This window comes from Embleya sp. NPDC001921, from assembly GCF_053594475.1.
The window spans coordinates 133998-157301 of sequence record NZ_JBSFEO010000030.1; the positions used below are offsets into that span (position 1 = coordinate 133998).

At 74.3% G+C, this 23304-nt stretch carries 4 protein-coding genes and 1 pseudogene; all 5 read right to left on the reverse strand.

Features of this window, described 5'->3' with window-relative positions; all coding sequences use genetic code 11:
- Positions 1-30: 30 nt before the first annotated feature.
- Complete coding sequence (locus ACWCPW_RS31085; protein ID WP_449764885.1) at positions 31-1461, reverse strand: acyl-CoA carboxylase subunit beta; 1431 nt, start codon at positions 1459-1461, stop codon at positions 31-33.
- Entirely contained in the window at positions 1458-4829 is a 3372-nt protein-coding gene (locus tag ACWCPW_RS31090) for a type I polyketide synthase (RefSeq protein WP_449764892.1), read from the reverse strand. The genes ACWCPW_RS31085 and ACWCPW_RS31090 overlap by 4 nt, the downstream gene beginning before the upstream one ends.
- The gene (locus ACWCPW_RS31095; protein WP_449764893.1) at positions 4807-16503 is read right to left on the reverse strand and encodes an SDR family NAD(P)-dependent oxidoreductase; all 11697 of its coding nucleotides are present in this window, start codon (positions 16501-16503) and stop codon (positions 4807-4809) included. Before ACWCPW_RS31095 ends, ACWCPW_RS31090 begins: the two co-directional genes overlap by 23 nt.
- A 93-nt stretch (positions 16504-16596) precedes the next feature.
- A pseudogene (locus ACWCPW_RS31100) lies at positions 16597-16653 on the reverse strand (polyketide synthase docking domain-containing protein); the annotation flags it as partial.
- Between the two features lie 51 nt (positions 16654-16704).
- Positions 16705-23298: an SDR family NAD(P)-dependent oxidoreductase gene (locus tag ACWCPW_RS31105; RefSeq protein ID WP_449764886.1), complete on the reverse strand. Its 6594-nt coding sequence runs from the start codon at positions 23296-23298 to the stop codon at positions 16705-16707.
- Positions 23299-23304: the final 6 nt, after the last annotated feature.

A 23304-nucleotide genomic window follows, 5' to 3' on the forward strand; every position in this document is an offset into this window, starting at 1 on the left:
TCGGTGGGTGATGTGCGCGGACGGTCGGGATCAGAGCGGGATGTTGCCGTGCCGGCCTCGGTCGGCGGGTGCTCCGGCCAGCGCCTGGGCCAGCCGGAACCGGGTCTCGTCGGGTTCGATCACCTCGTCCACCACCCCGATGTCCAGCGCCCGGCTCACCCCGCCGGAGGCCTGTTCGTGTTCGGTGACCAGGCGGGCCAGCAGCGCGGGACGGTCCGGCTCGGCCGTGGCCGCGATCTTCTTGCGGTGCAGGACGCCGACGGCCGCCTCCGCGCCCATCACCGCGACCTCGGCCTCCGGCCACGCGTACACCGCGGTCGCGCCCAGCGAACGGGAGTTCATCGCGATGTAGGCGCCGCCGTACGACTTGCGGGTCACCAGCGTCACGCGCGGCACCACGGCGGCGGCGAACGCGTGCAGCAGCTTGGCGCCGCGCCGGATCACCCCGCCCCACTCCTGGCCGACCCCGGGCAGGTAGCCGGGCACGTCCACCAGGACCACCAGCGGTATGCCGAGCGCGTCGCACATCCGGACGAACCGCGAGGACTTCTCCGCGGACAGCGAGTCCAGGCAACCGCCCTTGCGCAGAGGGTTGTTGGCGATCACCCCGACGGTGCCGCCGGCGAGGCGGCCGAAGCCGATCACGATGTTCGCGGCCCAGCGCGCCTGCAGTTCCAAAAACGCCCGGTCGTCCAGGAGTTCGCGAACCAGCGGGTGCACGTCGTAGGCGCGCCGGGGTCGGTCGGGCAACAGTCGCCGGGGGTTCTCCGCCGCCTCCCCGGTGACCGCCGCCGGGTCGGGTCGGCCCGGCCTGCACAGCAACTCCACCAGCGTGCGCGCCTGTTCGATCGCCTCGGCCTCGGATGCCGTGGTCACGTGCGCCACCCCGGACTGGCGGCCGTGTGCCTCGGTGCCGCCGAGTCCGGCCATGTCGATCTGCTCGCCGGTGACGCTGCGCACCACGTCCGGGCCGGTGACGAACATCCGGCCGGTCTCCGCCATCACCACGATGTCGGTGAGCGCGGGACCGTACGCGGCGGCGCCCGCAGCCGGGCCGAGCACCACGGAGATCTGCGGCACCAGGCCCGAGGCGCGGGTCATCGCGGCGAACATCCGGCCCACGCCGTCCATCGAGGCCACGCCGTCGGCGAGTTTGGCCCCGCCGGAGTGCCACAGCCCGATCACCGGCAGTCCCCGGTCCACCGCGTCGTCGATCGCGGCGATGATCCGGTCCGCGCCGGGCGAGCCCAGCGCGCCGCCCATCCGGGTGGCGTCGGTGCAGTAGGCGAGCACCGGCAGGCCGTGCACGCGGCCCTCGGCGGTGAGTACGCCGCTGTCGTCACGCGGTTCGCGCGGGAGCAGGGTGTCCGGGTCCAACAGTGCGGCCAGGCGTAGTTCGGGGTCGCGCGGATCCGGGGCCTCGGGCGTCCCGGTTCGGGTCGGATCGGTCGCGGTGGTCATCGGTGGCCTTCCTGGGTGAGGTCCGGCACGGCGTCGTCGGCCGAGGCGGCGGAGCGGGCCAACTCGTCGGCGATGAAGCCGGCCACCAGCGCCGAGTTGTTGTAGTCGTAGATCAGCGTCGGGTTCAGCTCCAGGCCGGTCGCCTCGGCCAGCCGCTTGGTCAGTTCGACCGCGGTCAGCGACGCGAAGCCCAGGTCGAGGAACTCGCTGTCCGGCTCGATCGCGTCGGGATCGGGGTGGCCGAGCACGGCGGCCACGTGTTCGCGCACCACCTCGCCCAGCGCCCGCACCCGCTCGTCCGGCGAGAGCACGGCCAGCCGCGCGGGCAGCGCCTGCGAGCGCGCGTCGGCCTCGTTCCGCTCGGGCAGGTCGTCGGGCAGCCCCGGGGCCGTTCCCCGGTCCTCCATCCGCCGCCGGTACCAGTCGGCCAGCAGCGGCAGTGCCGATTCCAGCAGCGCCTGTTCGTCCTCGGCGTCCAGCTCCCGGGCCAGGGCCGCCGCGTCCTCGCGCTCGACGGCGTGCCACAGCGGCGAATCGGCCGCCATGGGACCGAATCCGGGCCGGTCCTCCAGCCAGTAGCGGCGGCGCTGGAACGGATAGGTCGGCAACTCCACCCGGCGTCCCCGCCGCGGCGCGAACACCCGCGACCAGTCCACCGCGACCCCGCGCACGTGCACGTGGGCCAGCGCCTCGGCGACCGCGCGGGGCTCGGGCCGGTCCTTGCGCAGCAGCGGCACCACCACCGCGTCCGGGACGTCGGTCAGGCACTGTCCGGCCATCGCGCTGAGCACGCCGTCGGGGCCCAGTTCGACGAAGGTGCCCACCCCCTGCCCGACCAGCGCGCGCACCCCGTCGTGGAAGCGCACCGCCTCGCGGACGTGCCGCACCCAGTAGTCCGGTGAACCCAACTCGTCGGCGGTCGCGGGCCGCCCGGTCAGGTTGGAGATCACCGGGATCTCCGGTTCGCGGGCCTCCAGCGCCGCCGCGACCCGGCGGAACTCGGCCGCCATCGGGTCCATGTGCGGCGAGTGGAAGGCGTGGCTCACCCGCAGCCGGGTGGCCTTGCGACCGCGCTCGGCCCACTCCCGGGCAACCGCCGCCACCGCGTCCACGTCGCCGGAGAGCACCACCGAGTGCGGTCCGTTCACCGCCGCCACGGCCAACCCGCCCGGGTGGTCCGCGATCGCGGCGTCCGCCTCCTCCTCCGTCGCCTGGATCGCCAGCATCGCGCCGCCCTCCGGCAGCGCCTGCATCAGCCGGCCGCGCGCGGCCACCAGTGCCGCCGCGTCCGGCAACGACCAGACACCGGCCACGTGCGCGGCGGCGAGTTCGCCGATCGAGTGGCCGAGCAGGTGGTCCGGCCGCAGCCCCCAGCTCCGCGCGAGCCGGAACAGCCCGACCTCCAGCGCGAACAGCCCGGCCTGGGTGTACACCGTGCGGTCCAGCAGCGCCGCCGTCGGCGTACCCTCCCCGGCCGCGAGCACCTCCGTCAGCGGCACCTCGACGTGCCCGGCCAGCCGCAGCTCCAGTTCGGCGCACGCGGCGTCGAACGCCTCGGCGAACACCGGCTCCGTCTCGCGCAACCACCGGCCCATCCGCGGTCGCTGGCTGCCCTGCCCGCTGAACAGGAAGCCCAGGCCGGTCGGGCGAACCGCGTTCGCGCCGGTGCGCCCGGTGACCACCGCGGCGCCGCTCTGCCCGCGCGCGAGCGTCTTGAGCGCGCCGGCCAACTCCTCCTGATCGGCGGCCACCAGCACCGCCCGGTGGCCGAACACCGCCCGGGTGTGCGCCTGCGACCAGGCGATGTCGGCGATCCGCTCTTCGGGCCGAAGTCGGATGTGCAGGCCCAGGCGCAGCGCCTGGTCGCGCAGCGCGTCGGCGGAGCGCGCCGACAGCAGCACCGGCACCGGCACGCCGTCCGGGACCGGGTCGCGCTCGTCCTCGGCGGGGGCGGGCGGCTGTTCCAGGATCGCGTGCGCGTTGGTGCCGCTGATCCCGAACGAGGACACGCCCGCGCGGCGCGGCCGACCGGTGTCCGGCCAGGCCGTCGACTCGGTGAGCAGGCGTACCGCGCCCGAGGACCAGTCCACGTGCTCCGACGGCTCGTCCACGTGCAACGTGCGCGGCAGTACGCCGTGCCGCATCGCCTGCACCATCTTGATCACCCCGGCCACCCCCGCGGCGGCCTGGGTGTGGCCCAGGTTGGACTTCAGCGAGCCCAGCCACAGGGGTTGGTCGGCGGGCCGGTCGCGGCCGTAGGTGGCCAGCAGCGCGTGCGCCTCGATCGGGTCGCCCAACGTGGTGCCGGTGCCGTGCGCCTCGACCGCGTCCACCTGCTCCGGAGTCAACCGGGCCGCCTCCAGCGCCTGCCGGATCACCCGCTGCTGGGCTGCGCCGTTGGGCACGGTCAGGCCGGTGCCGCCGCCGTCGGAGTTGACCGCGGTACCCCGGACCAGGGCGAGCACGGGATGCCCGTGCCGCCGCGCGTCGGACAACTTCTCCAGCAGCAACATGCCCGCGCCCTCGGACCAGCCGGTGCCGTCCGCCGCGTTCGCGAACGACTTGCACCGCCCGTTCGGGGCCAGCCCGCGCTGCCGGCTGAACTCGAGGAACACCCCCGGGGTGAACATCACCGTGACCCCGCCGGCCAGGGCCAGCGAGCAGTCGCCCCGGCGCAGCGCCTGGGCCGCCCAGTGCAGCGCGACCAGCGAGGACGAGCAGGCCGTGTCCAGGGTGACGGCCGGCCCCTCCAGGCCGAGCGCATAGGCCACCCGACCCGACGCGATGCTGCCCGCGTTGCCGTGCCCCAACTGGCCTTCCATGCCCTCGGGCACGGACCGCAGCCGGGTCGCGTAGTCGTGGTACATCAGCCCGGTGAACACGCCGGTCGAGCGCGCGTCGGGCGAGCCCGGGTCGATGCCGGCCCGCTCGAACGCCTCCCACGCGGTCTCCAGCAGCAGGCGCTGCTGCGGATCGGTGGCCAGCGCCTCGCGCGGCGAGATGCCGAAGAAGCCGGCGTCGAACTCGGCCGCGTCGTACAGGAAGCCGCCCTCGCGGGTGTACGTCTTGCCCGGCCGGTCCGGGTCCGGGTCGTACAGGTCGGCCACGTCCCAGCCCCGGTCGCTGGGGAACTCGCTGATCGCGTCACCGCCGGCGTGCACCAGTTGCCACAGGTCCTCGGGCGAGTTCACCCCGCCCGGGTAGCGGCAGCTCATCCCGACGATCGCGATCGGTTCGGCGTCCCGCTCCTCCAGGGCGCGGATGCGCTGGTGCGCGCGGCGCAGGTCGCCGGTGACCCGCTTGAGGTAGTCCAGCAGTTTCTGTTCTTCGGTTTCCGACATTTCCTCAACCCCCGTGGCTGGCCGAATCGGCGTCCAGGGCGCCGAATTCGTCGTCGATGAGCGCGAACATCTCCGCCGCCGAGGCGGTGGTCAGTTCCGGACCGGTGCGGGCGTCGCCGTCCTCGTCGGCGCCGTCGTGCGGCGCGTCGCTCCACGTCCACAACAACTTCCGCAGGCGTTCGGCGATCAGCGCGCGTTCGTCGCCGGCGGGCCCCGCCGCCGCGGTGCCGGCCAGTGCCGCCTCCAGGCGGTCCAGCTCGGCCAGGACCGGCAGCACCGGCCGGTCGGTGTCCGGCACCAGTTCGGCGCGCAGCCAGTCGGCCAGCGCCGCGGGCGTCGGATGATCGAAGATCAGCGTGGCCCGCAACCGCAGCCCCGCCGCCGCGCCGAGCCGATTGCGCAGTTCGACTCCGAGTAGGGAGTCGAAGCCCAGCTCCTTGAACGAGCGGGCCGGGTCGACCGCGTCCGCCGACGCGTGGCCCAGCACCGCCGCCACGTGCTTGCGCACCAGGTCCGACACGGTCTGCGCCCGCTGCCCGACCGGCAGTTCGGCCAGCAATTCGCGCAGCGGTCGGGCCGCGTCGCCCTCCCGCGCCGTCCGCTTGGCCGGGGTTCGGACCAGGCCGCGCAGGATCGGCTGGAGCACCCCGTCCAGGGCCGCGGTCTGTAGCGCGGTGTGGTCCAGGCGCGCGGCCAGGACCGTGGCGTCGTCGTGGAGCGCCGCGTCGAACAGGGCCAGGCCCTCGTCGTCGGACAGGCCGGCCACGCCCGCGCGGCCCAGCCGGGCCAGTTCGTTCGCGTCCAGTCCGCCGGTCAGCTCGCTGGTCGTCTCCCAGCGGCCCCACGCGATCGACGTGCCGGGCAGGCCCTCGGCCCGACGCCGGGCGGCGAGCGCGTCCAGGAACGCGTTGGCCGCCGCGTAGTTCGCCTGTCCCGGGCTGCCCAGCAGACCGGCCGCCGACGAGAAGAGCACGAACGCGGTCGGGCCGTCGCCGTGCTCGCGGGTCAGCGCGTCCAGATGCGCCGCCGCGTCCGCCTTGGGCCCGAGGACGCCGGCGATTCGCTCGGGCGTGAGCGACTCGACCAGGCCGTCGTCCAACACGCCGGCCGCGTGCACCACCGCGTCGAACCGAGGCCCGGCGAGCAGCCCGGCCACCGCGTCGCGGTCCGCGACGTCACAGGCCACGACGGCGACCCGGGCACCCGACTCGGCCAGCTCGTCGACCAGTTCGCGGGCACCGGGTGCGTCCGGGCCGCGCCGTCCGGTGAGGACCAGGTCCCGCACACCGTGCCGGCGCACCAGGTGCCGGGCGACCAGCGCGCCGAGCGTGCCGGTGCCACCGGTGATCAGGACCCGGCTGTCCGGACCCCACGCCGGCGCCGGATCGTGCGTGGTGTCGGCTGCCGGCTCGTCCCGGGTGAGTCGGGGTACCCGCGGCGCGCCGTCGACGAGCGCGACGTACGGCTCGCCGGTGGCCACCGCCGCCGCGAGTTGCGCGTCGGTCGGGCCTGGTTCGGCGCCCGCAGCCGGCTTCTGCGGCTCGACGTCGACCAGGACGAAGCGGTCCGGGTGTTCGGCCTGCGCCGACCGCACCAGCCCGAAGGCCGCCGCGAGTTCCGGGTCGGTGCGCACTCCCCGGCCGACCAGGACCAGCCGGGAGCCGCCGAAGCGCTCGTCGGCCACCCACGACTGCGCCAACGCCAGTGCGCGGAGCGTGGGTTCGTGGCCTCCCGGGCCGAACGACCCCGAACCCGTCGCCGATGCGAGTTCGTACACGACCAGGTCCGGGGCCGCCGTGTCGAGAGTGTTGGGCAGTTCGCCGGACGGGCCCAGTCGGAGCACGGTGGGCGCCGGGCCCTGCGCCGGGTCATCGGCCGCGTCGTCGGCCGGGATCCACCGCACGCGGTACAGCCCGTCCGCTCCGGCCGTGCCGGCGGACCGCAGCAGTTCCTCGGCCACCGGCCGGAACACCAGCGATCCGGCCGAGGCGATCGGGCGACCGCTCTCGTCGGCGACGTCGAGGGACACCGCGTCCGGCCCGGCCGACGCCAGGCGTACGCGCAGCGCCGAGGCGCCCGAGCCGTGCAGCGTGACACCGGACCACATGAACGGCAGTCGAATGCCCGTCTCGGGCGGCGTCCGCTCACCCTCCCCGCGCAGAAACACCGTGTGCAGCGCGGCGTCCAGCAGCGCCGGATGCACGCCGAAGCCGGTCGCCGGCGTCTCCTCCGGCAGCGCCACCTCGGCGAACACCTCGTCGCCGCGCCGCCAGACCCGACGCAGCCCCTGGAACACCGGGCCGTAGCCGTAGCCGCCGCGCAGCAGCCGGTCGTAGAACCCGTCCACATCCACCGGGACGGCACCCGTCGGCGGCCACACGGCCGCGTCGGTGTCGGCGGATCGCACCCTGTCGTCCTTGGCTTCGCGGGCGAGGACACCGGTGGCGTGCCGACGCCACTCGTCCTCGCCTGCTTCCGTGCCTCCCGCCTCCCCCGGCTCCTCCGCGCGGGAGTAGATCCCCAGTTGCCGATAGCCGGCCTCGTCGGGAGCCAAGACGGATACGTGCAGCCGCACCGCGCCGTCCTCGGTCAGCACGATCGGGGCCTCGACCACCAGTTCCTCGACCGACGCGCAACCGACCTGGTCGGCCGCCCGAACGGCCAGATCCACGAACGCCGTTCCGGGCACCAGGATCGCGCCGAGCACCGCGTGGTCGGCCAACCACGGATGGGTGTGCACCGAGAGTCGACCGGTGAACGCGAACCCGCCCGAGTCGGGCAGCGCGACCGCCGCGCCCAGGAGCGCGTGTCCCGCGTCGCCGAGCCCGAGTCCGGCGACATCCGTACTCGTCGCCTCGACCGACTTCAGCCAGTAGTGCTCGTGCTGGAAGGCGTAGGTGGGCAGTTCGACGACGCGAGTGCCGGTACCCGCGAAGGCCGGCGACCAGTCGACGTCCACGCCGTGCGCGAACGCCTCGCCGAGCGAAGTCAGGAACCGGTCGAGGCCGCCCTCGTTGCGTCGCAGCGATCCGAGCGTGACCGCGTCGGAGTCGGCGTCGTCGAGCGTGCCCTGCACACCGACCGTCAGCACCGGATGGGCACTGGACTCGACGAACGCCCCGATCCCGTCCGCGAGCAGCGCCCGCGTCACCAGATCGAACCGCACCGGCTCCCGCAGATTGCGGAACCAGTACCCCGCGTCCAACCCCGCCGTGTCCAACCGCTCACCCGTCACCGCCGAATAGAACGGAACCACCGACGAACGCGGCACGACCGGACCCAGAACCTCCAGCAATTCCTCCCGCAGATCCTCCACATGCGTCGAATGCGACGCGTAGTCCACCGGAATCCGCCGGGCCTCGACGCCGACTTCCGCGGCCAGCGCGGCGATCAGCTCCTCCAGCGCGTCCGGGTCACCCGAAACGACCGTGGACGTCGGTCCGTTCACCGTCGCCACACCGACCCGGCCGGCCCACCGACTCAGCCGCTCCTCGACCTCGGCGAGCGGCAGCGGCACCGACACCATGCCGCCCCGACCGGCCAACGACCGCCCGATCGCCTGACTGCGCAAGGCCACCACGCGCGCCGCGTCCGACAACGTCAGACCGCCCGCGACACACGCCGCCGCGATCTCACCCTGCGAGTGGCCGACGACCGCCGCCGGCACCACGCCGTACGACCGCCACAGCTCCGCCAGCGACACCATCACCGCGAACAACACCGGCTGGACCACATCCACCCGGTCCAACGACGGCGCACCCGCACCACCCCGCAACACCCCGACCAGCGACCAGTCGACGAACTCCGCCAACGCCGCCTCGCACTCCGCGACCCGCGCCGCGAACACCGGGGAAGCGTCAAGAAGTTCCGCGGCCATGCCGACCCACTGCGAACCCTGACCCGGGAACACCAGGGCCACGGCTCGGCCCACCGCCGGGCCCGCGCCGACCGCGAGGTCGGAGAGACCGGCGAGCAGCGTGTCCCGGTCGGTGCCCACGACCACCGCGCGGTGGTCGAACACGGATCGGGTCCGTGCCAGCGACCAGCCGATGTCGATCGGTGTGGTGTCCGGGTGGGCGCTCACGAACTCGCGCAGGCGCGCGGCCTGGTCGCGCAGTCCGGTCGCGCTGCGCGCGGACAGCGGCCACGGAATGGCGGGTGTCGAGCCGGTCGGTTCCGCTTCGGACTTCTCCGCCGCGGGTTCCGGTGCGGCCTGTTCGAGAATCGCGTGCGCGTTCGTGCCGCTGATCCCGAACGAGGAGACGCCCGCGCGGCGCGGTGCGTCGCGCTCCGGCCACTCCCGCGCCTCGGTGAGCAGCGACACCGCGCCCGAGGACCAGTCGATGTGCGGAGAGGGCTCGTCCGCGTGCAGCGTCCTGGGCAGTGCGCCTCGACGCAGCGCCTCGACCATCTTGATCACACCCGCCACCCCGGCGGCGGCCTGCGCATGTCCGATGTTCGACTTCAACGACCCCAGCCACAGCGGGCGTTCGACGTCGCGGTCGCGCCCGTACGTGGCCGACAACGCCTGCGCCTCGATCGGATCGCCCAGCGCCGTCCCGGTACCGTGCGCCTCCACCGCGTCCACATCACCCGCCGACAACCGGGCATCCGCCAACGCCGCCTCGATCACCCGCTGCTGCGAGGGACCGTTCGGCGCGGTCAACCCGTTGCTCGCACCGTCCTGGTTGACCGCCGTACCGCGCACCACGGCCAGCACGCGGTGCCCGTTGCGCCGGGCGTCGGACAGTCGCTCCAGGACCAGGATGCCGACACCCTCGGCCGAGCCGAAGCCGTCCGCGCCGGCGCCGAACGCCTTGCACCGGCCGTCCACCGCCAGTCCGCGCTGCTTGCTGAACGCGACGAACATGCCGGGGGCCGACATCACCGTCACCCCGCCGGCGAGTGCCATCGCGCACTCGTCGTGGCGCAGTGCCTGTACGGCCAGGTGCAGCGCGACCAGCGACGACGAGCACGCGGTGTCGACCGTGATGGCCGGCCCCTCCAGACCGAAGGTGTAGGAGATCCGGCCGCTGATCACGGAGGCCGCGTTGCCGGTGAGCAGGTGTCCCTCCAGGCCGGTCGCGCCGTCGCCCGGCCGCCCCGCGTAGTCCTGCGCGATGGCGCCGACGAAGACGCCGGTCCGGCTGCCCCGAATCGTGTCCGGATCGATCCCGGCCCGCTCGAACGCCTCCCACGACGTCTCCAGGAGCAGCCGCTGCTGCGGATCCATCGCGAGCGCCTCGCGCGGCGAGATGCCGAAGAACGCCGCGTCGAACTCGCCCGCGTCGTGCAGGAATCCGCCCTGCCGGGTGTAGCTCGTGCCGGGATGCTCCGGGTCCGGGTCGTACAGCCCCTCCAGGTCCCAGCCCCGGTCCTGCGGAAAGCCGGTGATCGCGTCGCCGCCGCGCGACACCAGACGCCACAGGTCGTCCGGCGACGCCACGTCGCCGGGGAACCGGCAGCCCATCCCGACGATCGCGATCGGCTCGTGGTCCGAACCGGGTTCGGCGGCCGGCCGGGGCGGAGTCGGGTCCGCCGTGGTGTCGAAGAGCCGGTCGTGCAGGTACTGCGCCAGTACGGCCGGCGTGGGGTAGTCGAAGACCAGCGTGGCGGGCAGCCGCAGTCCGGTCGCGGCGTTGAGCCGGTTGCGCAACTCGACCGCGGTCAGCGAGTCGAAACCCAACTCCTTGAACGCTCGGTCCTTGTCCACCGCGGCCGCCGACCCGTGCCCGAGCACGGTGGCGACCTGGACGCGGACGAGTTCGCGCAGCGCGTCGGCGCGTTCGGCGGCGGTGTTCCCGGCCAGTCGTTGTGCCAGTGCGGTGCCGCCGGCCGCGGGCCCCGCCGCGACGGTGCGGCGCGTCCGGGTGCGGACCAGGCCGCGCAGCAGGTGTGGAATCGCGGCGGTGGCGGCCTCGCGCGGCGTCGACAGGTCCAGCCGGGTCGGCACGAGCGCGGGCTCGTCCAGCCCGAGCGCGGCATCGAACAGGGCCAGGCCCTGCTCGGTGGACAGCGGGATCAGCCCGCCGCGCGCCATCCGGCGCAGATCGCCCTCGCTCAGGTGCCCGGTCATCCCGCCGGCCTGGGCCCACAGGCCCCACGCCAACGACACGCCGGGCAGTCCGCGGGCGTGTCGGCGCCCGGCAAGCGCGTCCAGGAAGGCGTTCGCCGCGGCGTAGTTGGCCTGCCCCGGGCCGCCGAACGTGCCGGCCGCGGAGGAGAACAGCACGAACATCGCCAGGTCCGCGTCGGCCGTCAACTCGTCCAGATGCACCGCCGCGTCGACCTTGGCACGGAACACCGCGTCGATGCGCTCGGGCGTCAGCGACTCGATCAGGCCGTCGTCCAGGACACCCGCCGCGTGCACCACGCCGGTCAGCGGATGCTCCGCCGAAACCGTGGCCAACACCTCGGCGAGCGCCGCCCGGTCGCCGACGTCGGCCGCCGCGAAGGCCACCTCCGCTCCCGACTCGCGCAGTTCCGCCGCCAGTTCGGCGGCGCCCGGTGCGTCCGCGCCGCGCCGGGAGAGCAGCAGGAGGTGCCGTGCGCCGTGTTCGGTCACCAGGTGCCGGGCCAGCAGTGCGCCGAGCGCACCGCTCGCGCCGGTGATCAGCACCGTGCCGGCCGGGTCCGGGGTGCGTGGCACCCGCACGACCAACTTGCCCACGTGGCGGGCCTCGCGCAGGTGCCGCATCGCGTCGGGCGCGCGGCGCAGGTCCCACGCGCTCGTCGGCAGCGGGTGCAGGGCGCCGCTCTCGCACAGCGCCAGGATCTCGGTGAGGATCTCGTGGATGCGGTCCGGCCCGGCGTCGGCGACGAGGTCGAACGCGCGGTAGGTCTCCCCGGGCCGCTCGGCGGCCACCGCGTCCGCGTCCCGGATGTCGGTCTTGCCCATCTCCACGAACCGACCGCCGGCCGCCAGCAATCCGAGCGACTCGTCGACGAACTCCCCCGCCAGCGAGTTCAACACGACATCGAAGCCGCGCCCGCCGCCCGCCGCCGCGAACCGCTCCCCGAAGCCGACCGAGCGGGACGACGCCAACCGTTCGTCGGCCAACCCGGTCGCGGCCCACTTCGCCGGGCTCGCCGTACCCCAGATCTCGGCGCCGAGGTGGCGGGCCACCTGCACCGCGGCCATCCCGACGCCACCGGCCGCCGCGTGCACCAACAACGACTCGCCCCGCCGCAGTCCGGCCAGATCCACCAGCCCGTAGAACGCCGTCGCGAACACCACCGGCACCGACGCGGCCTGCTCGAACGACCAACCCGTCGGTACCCGCACCACCATCCGGGCGTCGGCCACCGCGAGCGGCCCGAAGGCCCCCGCGAACAGGCCCATCACCCGGTCGCCCGGGGTCAGGTCGTGCACCCCGGGCCCGATCTCGACGACGACCCCGGCGCCTTCGCTGCCCAGCGACGCCTCACCCGGATACATCCCGAGGGCGATCAGCACGTCCCGGAAGTTCAACCCGGCGGCCCGGACCGCGACCCGAACCTGACCGGGCGCCAACGGCTCCTCGCCGTCCCGGTCGGGAACCAGGGCCAACTCGGCCAGCGATCCGTCGGCCGACGCGGCCAGCCGCCATCCGGCGACGCCGGTCGGCGGAACCAGGGCGGTCGTCTCGGCCGCCCGGACCAGCCGGGGGGCGTAGACGGTGCCGGCCCGGACCGCGAGTTGCGGTTCGTCCCCCGCGAGGGCGCCGTTCAGCAGGTCGGGCGAGATCGCCTCGCCGTCCAGGTCGAGCAGGACGATCCGCCCGGGATGCTCCGCCTGTGCGGACCGCACCAGCCCCCGCGCCGCGGCGACCGCGGGATCGGCGACCGTCGTGGCGCCGCCCCGGGTGACCAGGACCAGCCGCGCGTCGGCGAACCGCTCGTCGGCCACCCACCGCTGTACCTGGGCCAGCGCCCGGCCCGCCGCCGCCCGCGCGGCCGCCGCCGGCTCGACGCCGGCGTCGTCCGTACCGAGGTCCAGGAAAACCAGCTCCGGCACGGCCGCACCGTCGGCGAGCGCGGCGTCCGCGTCGGCCGCCGGCTCGAGACCGTCGAGACCGAGACCGTCGAGACCGAGGCCCGTCTCGGACACGCCGAGGTGGACCCGACGACCGGCGGGGGTCGCGTCCGCGGCCGGCTCCAGCGGGATCCAGTCGGTACGGAACAACGCGTCCCGGGTGTTCACCGTGGGCCGGAGCCCGTCGGCGGCGACCGGACGGGCGACCATCGAGGCGATCGAGGCCACCGGGTTGCCCGTCGCGTCGGCCACCAGTACGGAGACCGTGTCCGGTCCGGCCGCGGTCACCCGGACCCGAAGCGCGTCGGCCCCGGTGGCGTGCAACACGACACCGGACCACGCGAACGGCAACCGCACCTCGGCCGGCGCGCCGCCCGCCGCGCCGAGGAGCACGGCGTGCAGCGCCGCGTCCAGGAGCGCGGGGTGCAGCCCGAAGTCGGCCGGCGAGACGCCCTCCGGCAAGGCGACCTCGGCGAACACGTCCTCGCCCGCCCGCCAGGCCCGACGCAGGCCCCGGAACACCGGCCCGTAGCCCAAGCCCGCGTCCGCGAGGCCGGGGTACAGCCCGGACGTGTCCAGTTCCTCGGCACCGGCCGGCGGCCACGTCGTCAGTCCCGGCGCCGCTTCCGTTGCCGCCGCGCCGAGTACGCCCGACGCGTGCCGCGTCCACGGCTCCTCGGTCCCGTCGGCGTCCTCGGGACGCGAGTACACGTCGAAGGCGCGCCGCCCGGTCTCGTCCGCCGCCGAGGTGGCCAGGTGCACCTGCACCGCGCCGTGTTCGGGCAGCAGGAGTGGTGCCTCCAGGGTCAGTTCCTCCACGGTCGGGCAGCCGACCCGGTCACCGGCCTGGATCGCCAGCTCGACGAAGGCGGTTCCCGGCAGCAGCACCGTGCCGTGCACCGCGTGGTCGGCGAGCCACGGCTGGGTGCGCACCGACAGCCGGCCCGTGAGCAGGACCCCGCCGGACTCCGGCATCGAGATCGCCGCACCGAGCAGCGGGTGGCGGGACGCGCCGATCCCCAACTGCCGTGCGTCGGCCGGCCCTTCGACGTTCGGCAGCCAGTAGTGCTCGTGCTGGAAGGCGTAGGTGGGCAGTTCGACCGCGCGCACGGCCGTGGCGGCGAACGCGGGCGACCAGTCGACGTCCACACCGTTCACGAACGCCTCGCCCAGCGAGGTCAGGAACCGCTCCGGACCACCCTCGTCGCGTCGCAGCGATCCGAGCGCGACCGCGTCGGAGTCGGCGTCGTCGAGCGTGCCCTGCACACCGACCGTCAGCACCGGATGGGCACTGGACTCGACGAACGCCCCGATCCCGTCCGCGAGCAGCGCCCGCGTCGCCAGATCGAACCGCACCGGCTCCCGCAGATTGCGGAACCAGTACCCCGCGTCCAACCCCGCCGTGTCCAACCGCTCACCCGTCACCGCCGAATAGAACGGAACCACCGACGAACGCGGCACGACCGGACCCAGAACCTCCAGCAATTCCTCCCGCAGATCCTCCACATGCGTCGAATGCGACGCGTAGTCCACCGGAATCCGCCGGGCGCGCACGTCCTCGGCCTCGTACCCGGCGACCAGTTCGTCCAGCGCGCCGGGGTCGCCGGAAACCACCGTCGAGGCGGGCCCGTTCACGGCCGCGATCCCGATCCGGCCGTCCCACCCGGTCAGCCGCTCCTCGACCTCCGCGAGCGGCAGCGGCACCGACACCATCCCGCCCCGACCGGCCAACGACCGCCCGATCGCCTGGCTCCGCAACGCGACCACCCGGGCCGCGTCCGACAACGTCAGCCCCCCGGCCACACACGCCGCCGCGATCTCACCCTGCGAATGACCCACCACCGCAGCCGGCACCACCCCGAACGAGCGCCACAGCTCCGCCAGCGACACCATCACCGCGAACAACACCGGCTGGACCACATCCACCCGGTCCAACGACGGCGCACCCGCACCACCCCGCAACACCCCGACCAGCGACCAGTCGACGAACTCCGCCAACGCCGCCTCGCACTCCGCGACCCGCGCCGCGAACACCGGGGAAGCGTCAAGAAGTTCCGCGGCCATGCCGACCCACTGCGAACCCTGACCCGGGAACACCAGCGCGACCGGGCGGCCGATACCGCCACCGCCGCTCAGCACGCGGTCGTCGGTCGTCATGTCGGCGACCGACAGGGACTTCAGCCCGGCGACGAACTCGTCACGCTCGGCGCCGAGGATCACCGCCCGATGCTCGAATGCCGACCGCGACCGGGCGAGCGCGTGGCCCACCTCGGCGACCGATCGCTGCGATCCACCCGCGACGAACTCGGCCAGTCGCGCCGCCTGATCGGTCAGCGCCTGCTCCGTGCGGCCCGACACCACCCACGGAATCGTCGTGCCGAAGGCACCGGCCGGGGCGTCGACCGCGTCCGGCGCCGGCTCCGCTTCGGGCTCCTCCTCCCAAGTCGGGGCCTGCTGGAGGATGGTGTGCGCGTTGGTGCCGCTCATGCCGAACGAGGACACGGCGGCCCGCCGGGGCCGGCCCGTCTCCGGCCAGTTCACCTGCTCCGCGAGCAGCGACACCGCGCCCGTCGACCAGTCGACCCGGTCGGTGGGCCGGTCCACGTGCAGCGTCCTGGGCAACACGCCGTGTCGGAGGGCCTCGACCATCTTGATCACGCCGCCGACCCCGGCCGCCGCCTGGGTGTGACCGACGTTCGACTTCAACGAGCCGAGCCACAAGGGGTGTTCCGTGTCGCGGTCGCGACCGTATGTGGCCAGCAGCGCCTGCGCCTCGATCGGATCGCCCAGCGCCGTCCCGGTACCGTGCGCCTCCACCGCGTCCACATCACCCGCCGACAACCGGGCATCCGCCAACGCCGCCTCGATCACCCGCTGCTGCGAGGGACCGTTCGGCGCGGTCAACCCGTTGCTCGCACCGTCCTGGTTGATCGCGGAGCCTCGGACCACGGCGAGCACCGTGCGGCCGTTGCGCCGGGCGTCGGACAGTCGCTCCAGGACCAGGATGCCCACGCCCTCGGCCGAGCCGAAGCCGTCCGCGTCGGCCGCGAACGCCTTGCACCGGCCGTCCGCGGACAGCCCGCGCTGCCGGCTGAATCCGACGAAGGTGCTGGGCGTGGCCATCACGGTCGCGCCGCCGGCCAGGGCGAGCGCGCACTCGCCCTGCCGCAGCGCGCGCACCGCGAGGTGCAGTGCGACCAGCGACGACGAGCAGGCCGTGTCCACGGTGACCGCCGGGCCCTCCAGGCCCAGTGTGTACGACAGCCGGCCCGAGGCGACGCTGGTGGCCCGGCCGGTGACCAGGAACCCCTCCAGGTTCGCCGCCGTGGCCTCGTCCATCCGTACCGCGTAGTCCTGGAACATCGCGCCGATGTAGGCGCCGGTGCCGCTCCCGCGGATCGACTCGGGGCGGATGCCGGCCCGCTCCAGGGCCTCCCAGGACGTCTCCAGGAGCAGTCGCTGCTGCGGATCCATCGCGAGCGCCTCGCGCGGCGAGATGCCGAAGAACGCCGCGTCGAACTCGCCCGCGTCGTGCAGGAATCCGCCCGTGCGGGCGTACGAGGTGCCCACGTGGTCCGGGTCGTCGTCGAACAGCGTGTCCAGGTCCCACCCGCGGTTGTCCGGGAAGCCGGTGATGCCGTCGCCGCCCTCGGCGACCAACCGCCACAGGTCCTCGGGCGAGGACACCCCACCGGGGAACCGGCAGCCCATGCCGACGATCGCGATCGGCTCGTGGTCGCTCTCCTCCGCGGCGGCCAGCCGCCGGCGGGTCTCGCGCAGGTCGTTGGTGACCCGCTTGAGGTAGTCCCGCAGCTTCTCTTCGTTCGCGTTCGCCACCGTGCCGTCAACTCCCCTTCAGAACACGCGATTCGTACGTACGGGACCCGGTCAGGACACGCCGAGCTCGTTGTCGATCAGGTCGAACATCTCGTCGTCGCTGGCCGTGTCGACCTCGTCCCGGGCGACCGGGTCGTCCTCGGTCGCCGAGTCGGCGCCCTCGTTCCACTTCCACAGCAGCGCGCGCAGCCGCGCGGTGATCCTGGTGCGGTCCTGATCCGGTACCTCCACCTCGCCCAGGGCCGCGTCCACGCGGTCCAGTTCGGCCAGCAGCGTGGCCGCCGAGGTGGGTCCCGCCGCCGGTGCCAGTTCGGCGCCCAGGTGCGCGGCGAGCAGGGCCGGGGTGGGGTAGTCGAAGACCAGCGTCGCGGGCAGCCGCAGTCCGGTCGCGGCGTTGAGCCGGTTGCGCAACTCGACCGCGGTCAGCGAGTCGAAACCCAACTCCTTGAACGCCCGGTCCTTGTCCACCGCGGCCGCCGACCCGTAGCCGAGCACGGCCGCGGCGTGGGTGCGGGCCAACTCGACCAGCACCCGCTCCCGTTCGGCGGCGGGCAGGCCCGCGAGGCGATCCGTCGCCGAGGACCGGCCGCCGCCGCTCGATCCGGCCCGCGCGGTACGCCGTGCCGACCCGGTGCCCAGCGCGCGGAGCAGGTGCGGAACGGCCTCCGGTGCCACGTCGCGCAGCGCGGCCGGTTCCAGCCGGGTGGGTATCAGGACCGGCTCGTCGACGAGCAGCGCGGCGTCGAACAGGGCCAGTCCCAGCTCGGTGGACAGCGGGATGAGTCCGCCGCGCGCCATCCGGCGCAGGTCGCCCTCGCTCAGGTGCCCGGTCATCGCGCTCGCCTGGGCCCACAGGCCCCAGGCCAGCGACACACCGGGCAACCCGCGCGCCCGCCGACCGGCCGCCACCGCGTCCAGGAAGGCGTTCGCCGCGGCGTAGTTGCCCTGTCCCGGACCGCCGAACGTGCCGGCCGCGGAGGAGAACAGCACGAACATCGCCAGGTCCGCGTCCGCGGTCAGCTCGTCCAGATGCACCGCCGCGTCCGCCTTGACCCGGAAGACCGTGTCCACCCGGTCGGGCGTCAGCGAACCGATCACCCCGTCGTCCAGGACACCGGCCGCGTGCACCACGCCGGTCAGCGGATGCTCCGGGGGAATCCCGGCCAACACCTGGGCGAGCGCGTCCCGGTCGGTGACGTCGGCCGCCGCGAACCGCACCGTCGCGCCCGATTCGGTCAGTTCGGCGGCCAGTTCCCCGGCGCCCGCCGCGTCCGCGCCGCGCCGGGAGAGCAACAGCAGGTGTCGCACGCCGCGTTCGGCCACCAGATGCCGGGCCAGCAGTGCGCCCAGCACGCCGCTCGCGCCGGTGATCAGCACCGTCCCGTCCGGGTTCACGGCGCGGGGCATGGTGAGTACGACCTTGCCCACGTTCTTGGCCTCGCGCAGGTAGCGGAAGGCGGTCGGGGCGCGGCGGATGTCCCACTCGACGATCGGCAGCGGAGTCAGCACGCCCTGTTCGAACAGTGCGACGAGTTCACCGAGGATCTCGCCGACCCGGACCGGTCCGGCATCGCCCACGAGGTCGAACGCGCGGTAGGTCACCCCGGGCCGCTCGGCGGCCACCGCGTCGGCATCGCGGATGTCGGTCTTGCCCATCTCCACGAACCGACCGCCGGCCGCCAGCAATCCGAGCGACTCGTCGACGAACTCCCCCGCCAGCGAATTCAGCACCACGTCGAAGCCGCGGCCGTTGCCCGCGCCCTCGAACCGCTGGCCGAAGCCCAGTGACCGCGACGACGCGAGGCGTTCCTCGGGCAGTCCGGTCGCCGCCCACTTCGCCGGGCTCGCCGTACCCCAGACCTCGACCCCGAAGTGTCGGGCCAACTGCACCGCGGCCATCCCGACGCCACCGGCCGCCGCGTGCACCAACAACGACTCGCCCCGCCGCAGCCCGGCCAGATCCACCAGCCCGTAGAACGCCGTCGCGTAGACCACCGGGATCGACGCCGCCCGGGCGAACGACCAGTCGGCGGGCACCCGCACGACCATCCGCCCGTCGGCCACCACGATCGGGCCGAAGCCGCCGGAGAACACGCCCATCACCCGGTCGCCCGGCGCGACGTGGCTCACCTCGGTGCCGATCTCGGTGATCACACCCGCGCCCTCGGCGCCCAGCAGCGCGTCGTCCCCGGGATACATGCCGAGTGCGACGAGCACGTCGCGGAAGTTCAGTCCGGCCGCGCGGACCTCGATCCGCACCTCGTGCGGAGCCAGCGGCTCCCGTGCGCGCGGCGCGGGCAGCAGCGCCAGGTCCTCCAGGGTGCCCTTGACCGGGATGTCCAGGCGCCAGGCACCGTCCGAGCTCGGCGGGGTCAGCGCCTCCTCGGCCACCGCGCGGGCCAGCCGGGCCACCCGCACCCGCCCGCCGCGCACCGCGAGCTGCGGTTCGTCGCTCGCCCGCAGGACCGGCAGGACGCGTACCGCGTCGGCGGCTTCCGCCAGGTCCACCAGCACGAATCGGCCGGGCTGTTCGGTCTGGGCGGTGCGGATCAGGCCGCGCACCGCCGCGCCCACCGGATCGGCGACCTCGCCCGCGCCGACCGGGACGGCACCTCGGGTGACCACGACGAGTCGGGACCGCGCGAAGCGTTCGTCGGCCAGCCACTCCTGGGCGACGCCGAGCGCGCGGTGGGTGGCGAGCCGGGCGGCGTCCGCGACGCTCACGCCCGACTCGCCGGCATCGGGCGTCCCGCTCTCGCCGAACGCGGCGAACCACACGAGGGCCGGCCGCTCCCGCTCCGCCGGGGCCGGCAGTTCGGCGACCGACCCGATCGAGGTCGTGTCGACCCCCGCCGCCCGCAGCGCCGCGCTCAGCGGTCCCTCGGCGCTCTCCCCGAGAACCGACCAGGTCCCGTCCGCCGCACCCTCGTCCACCACCGGCTCCGCCTCCGGCCAGGCCGGTCGGAACAGGGCGTCCTGGGTGGCCCGCCCCGCGTCGCGCACCTGCTCGGCGGCAAGGGGTCGCAACACCAGCGACCCGACCGAGACGACCGGCGCACCGCCCGCGTCCACGGCCTCGACCGAGACCGCGTCCGCATCCGTGCCCCGCGGCGCCACCCGAACCCGCAGCGCGTCCGCGCCCGTCGCGTGCAGCACGACCCCGGACCAGGAGAACGGCAACCGCACCTCGGCCCGCTCCCCCGCGCCCAGCGCCACCGCGTGCAGCGCCGCGTCCAGCAGCGCCGGATGGATCCCGAAGTCGGCCGGCGAGACGCCCTCCGGCAGGGACACCTCGGCGAACACCTCATCGCCCACCCGCCAGGCCCGACGCAACCCGCGAAACACCGGCCCGTAGCCCAGGCCCGCGTCCGCCAGGCTCGGGTACAGGTCCTCGACCGGCACCTCCGCCGCGCCCGCCGGCGGCCACTGCGCCGGATCGCCGACGGTCGGCGCCGACCGCGCGCCGCCGAGCACCCCGGAGGCGTGCCGTGTCCACGGCTGCTCCGCCGGCGCCCGCTCGTCCGAGGCGTGCACGGTGAACGCGCGGCGACCCTCCTCGTCCGGTCCGCCCACGGTGAGCTGGAGCCGTACACCGCCCTCCACCGGGATCACCAGCGGCGTGTGCAGGGTCAGTTCCTCGACCACACCGCAGCCGACCCGGTCGCCGGCCGCGATCGCCAGCTCGACGAACGCCGTACCGGGCAGGATCACCACGTCGTGCACGGCGTGGTCGAGCAGCCACGGTCGGGTCCGCGTGGACAACCTGCCGGTGCACAGCAGCCCGCCGGTCTCGGGCAGCGGTACGACCGCGCCCAGCAGCGGGTGCTCCGCCGACGCCAGTCCCAGCCCCGAGGCGTCCGAGGGGCCCGCGTCGCCGGCTTCCAGCCAGAAGTGTTGCCGCTGGAACGCGTACGTGGGCAGGTCGATCGCATGCCCGGCGGCCTCGGGGAAGGCCGCGGTCCAGTCCACCCGGGCGCCGTGCACGTGCGCCTCGGCGACCGAGTGCAGGAAGCGGCCCAGGCCGCCCTCGTCGCGCCGCAGCGAACCCAGCGCGATCGCCGAGCTCTCACCGGCCTCCAGCGTCTCGCGCGCGCCGACGGTCAGCACGGGGTGCGGGCTCGCCTCGACGAAGATGTCGATGCCCTGCCGGGACAGCGTGTCCACGGCCTGCTCGAAGCGCACCGTCTCGCGCAGGTTCCGATACCAGTACTCGGCGTCCAGGCCCCCGGTGTGCAGCCAGTCGTCGAGAACCGTCGAGTAGAACGGGATCTCCGACTCGCGAGGCTCGATCGGGCCCAGTACGTCGAGCAGTTCCGCGCGCAGGTCCTCGACGTGCGCCGAGTGCGACGCGTAGTCCACCGGGATCCGCCGGACCCGGACCTCGGCCGCCTCGAAGTGCGCCATCAACTCGTCCAACGCGTCCGCGTCGCCCGAGACGACTGTGGACGCCGGGCCGTTCACGGCGGCGACACCGATCCGGCCGTCCCACCGGGTCAGTTCCTCCTCGACCTCGGCGAGCGGCAGCGGCACGGACACCATGCCGCCGCGCCCGGCCAGCGACCGCCCGATCGCCCGACTGCGCAAGGCCACCACGCGCGCCGCGTCCGACAAGGTGAGCCCGCCCGCAACACACGCCGCCGCGATCTCACCCTGCGAATGACCCACCACCGCCGCCGGCACCACCCCGAACGAACGCCACACCCGCGCCAACGACACCATCACCGCGAACAACACCGGCTGGACCACATCCACCCGGTCCAACGACGGCGCACCCGCACCACCCCGCAACACCCCGACCAGCGACCAGTCGACGAACTCCGCCAACGCCGCCTCGCACTCCGCGATCCGCGCCGCGAACACAGGCGAGGTGTCGAGCAACTCCCGTGCCATGCCTTCCCATTGCGAGCCCTGGCCGGGAAACACCAGCGCCACGCCGACGTCCGCCGCCTCGCCCAGGGCCGTGCCCAGGACCACGTTCGGCGCGGGCATCGCCGTTTCGACGGCCAGCGATTCGAGTCCGGCGAGCAGGTCCTCGCGTTCGGGGCCCAGGATCACGGCGCGGTGTTCGAAGGCGGTCCGGGAGCCCGCGAGCGCGCGGCCGACCTCGGCGATCGACAGGTCCGGCCGGTCGGCCAGGAACTGCCGCAGTCGCGCGGCCTGCCCGCGCAGCGCGTCCGCGCCGCGCCCGGACAGGACCAGGGTGGCGTGGTCGTGCCGAGCACCTTCGGTGCCGGCGCCGGACCCGATCGGCTCGGCCGGCGGCGCCTGTTCGAGGATGACGTGCGCGTTGGTGCCGCTGATCCCGAACGAGGACACCCCGGCGCGGCGCGGGGCGTCCCGCTCCGGCCAGGCCACCGGCTCGGTCAGCAGGGACACCGCGCCCGTGGACCAGTCCACCTGACGGGTCGGCCGGTCGATGTGCAAGCTCTTCGGCAGTACGCCGTGTCGCATCGCCTGGACCATCTTGATCACGCCGCCGACCCCGGCCGCCGCCTGGGTGTGACCGATGTTGGACTTCAACGAGCCCAGCCACAGCGGCCGTTCGGCGCTGTGCGCCCTCCCGTACGTGGCCAACAGGGCCTGCGCCTCGATCGGATCGCCCAGCGCGGTCCCGGTGCCGTGCGCCTCGACCGCGTCGACGTCCGCGGCGGCCAGCCCGGCGTCCGCCAGCGCGGCCCGGATCACCCGCTGCTGAGCCGGGCCGTTGGGCGCGGTGAGGCCGTTGCTGGCGCCGTCCTGGTTGAGCGCGGTTCCCCGGACCAGGGCGAGCACCCGGTGGCCGTTGCGCCGCGCGTCGGAGAGCCGTTCCAGGAGCAGCATCCCGACGCCCTCGGCCCACCCGGTGCCGTCCGCCGCCGCCGCGAACGACTTGCAGCGCCCGTCCGAGGACAGGCCGCGCTGGCGGCTGAAGGCCACGAAGGTCCCCGGGCTGGACATCACGGTGGCCCCGCCCGCCAGGGCCAGCGTGCACTCGCCCCGACGCAGCGCCTGGACCGCCAGGTGCAGGGTGACCAGCGAGGACGAGCACGCGGTGTCCACGGTGACCGCCGGGCCCTCCAGGCCCAGCGTGTACGACACCCGGCCGGAGGCGACACTGCCCGCGCTGCCGTTGCCCAGATAGCCCTCGACGTCCTCCGGTACCCGGCGCACCCGGGACGCGTAGTCGTGGTACATCAGCCCGGCGAAGATCCCGGTTCGGGTGCCCCGTACCGACTCGGGGTCGATCCCGGCCCGTTCGAACGCCTCCCACGACGTCTCCAGGAGCAGCCGCTGCTGCGGATCCATCGCGAGCGCCTCGCGCGGCGAGATGCCGAAGAACGCCGCGTCGAACTCCAGGGCGTCGTGCAGGAACCCGCCCTCGCGGGCGTACGAGGTGCCCGCTCGCTCCGGGTCGTCGTCGAAGAGCGTGCCCAGGTCCCAGCCCCGGTCCTCGGGGAAGCCGGTGATGCCGTCGCCGCCCTCGGCGACCAGTCGCCACAGGTCCTCGGGCGAGCCCACGCCGCCCGGGTAGCGGCAGCTCATCCCGACGATCGCGATCGGCTCGCCGGCCGCGTCGGTCAGGTCCCGGTTCCGCTGCCGCAGTCGCTCGTTCTCCTTGAGCGAGCTCCGCAGCGCGTCGAGGACCCTCGTGTCCGTGTTCGTCATCAGGTG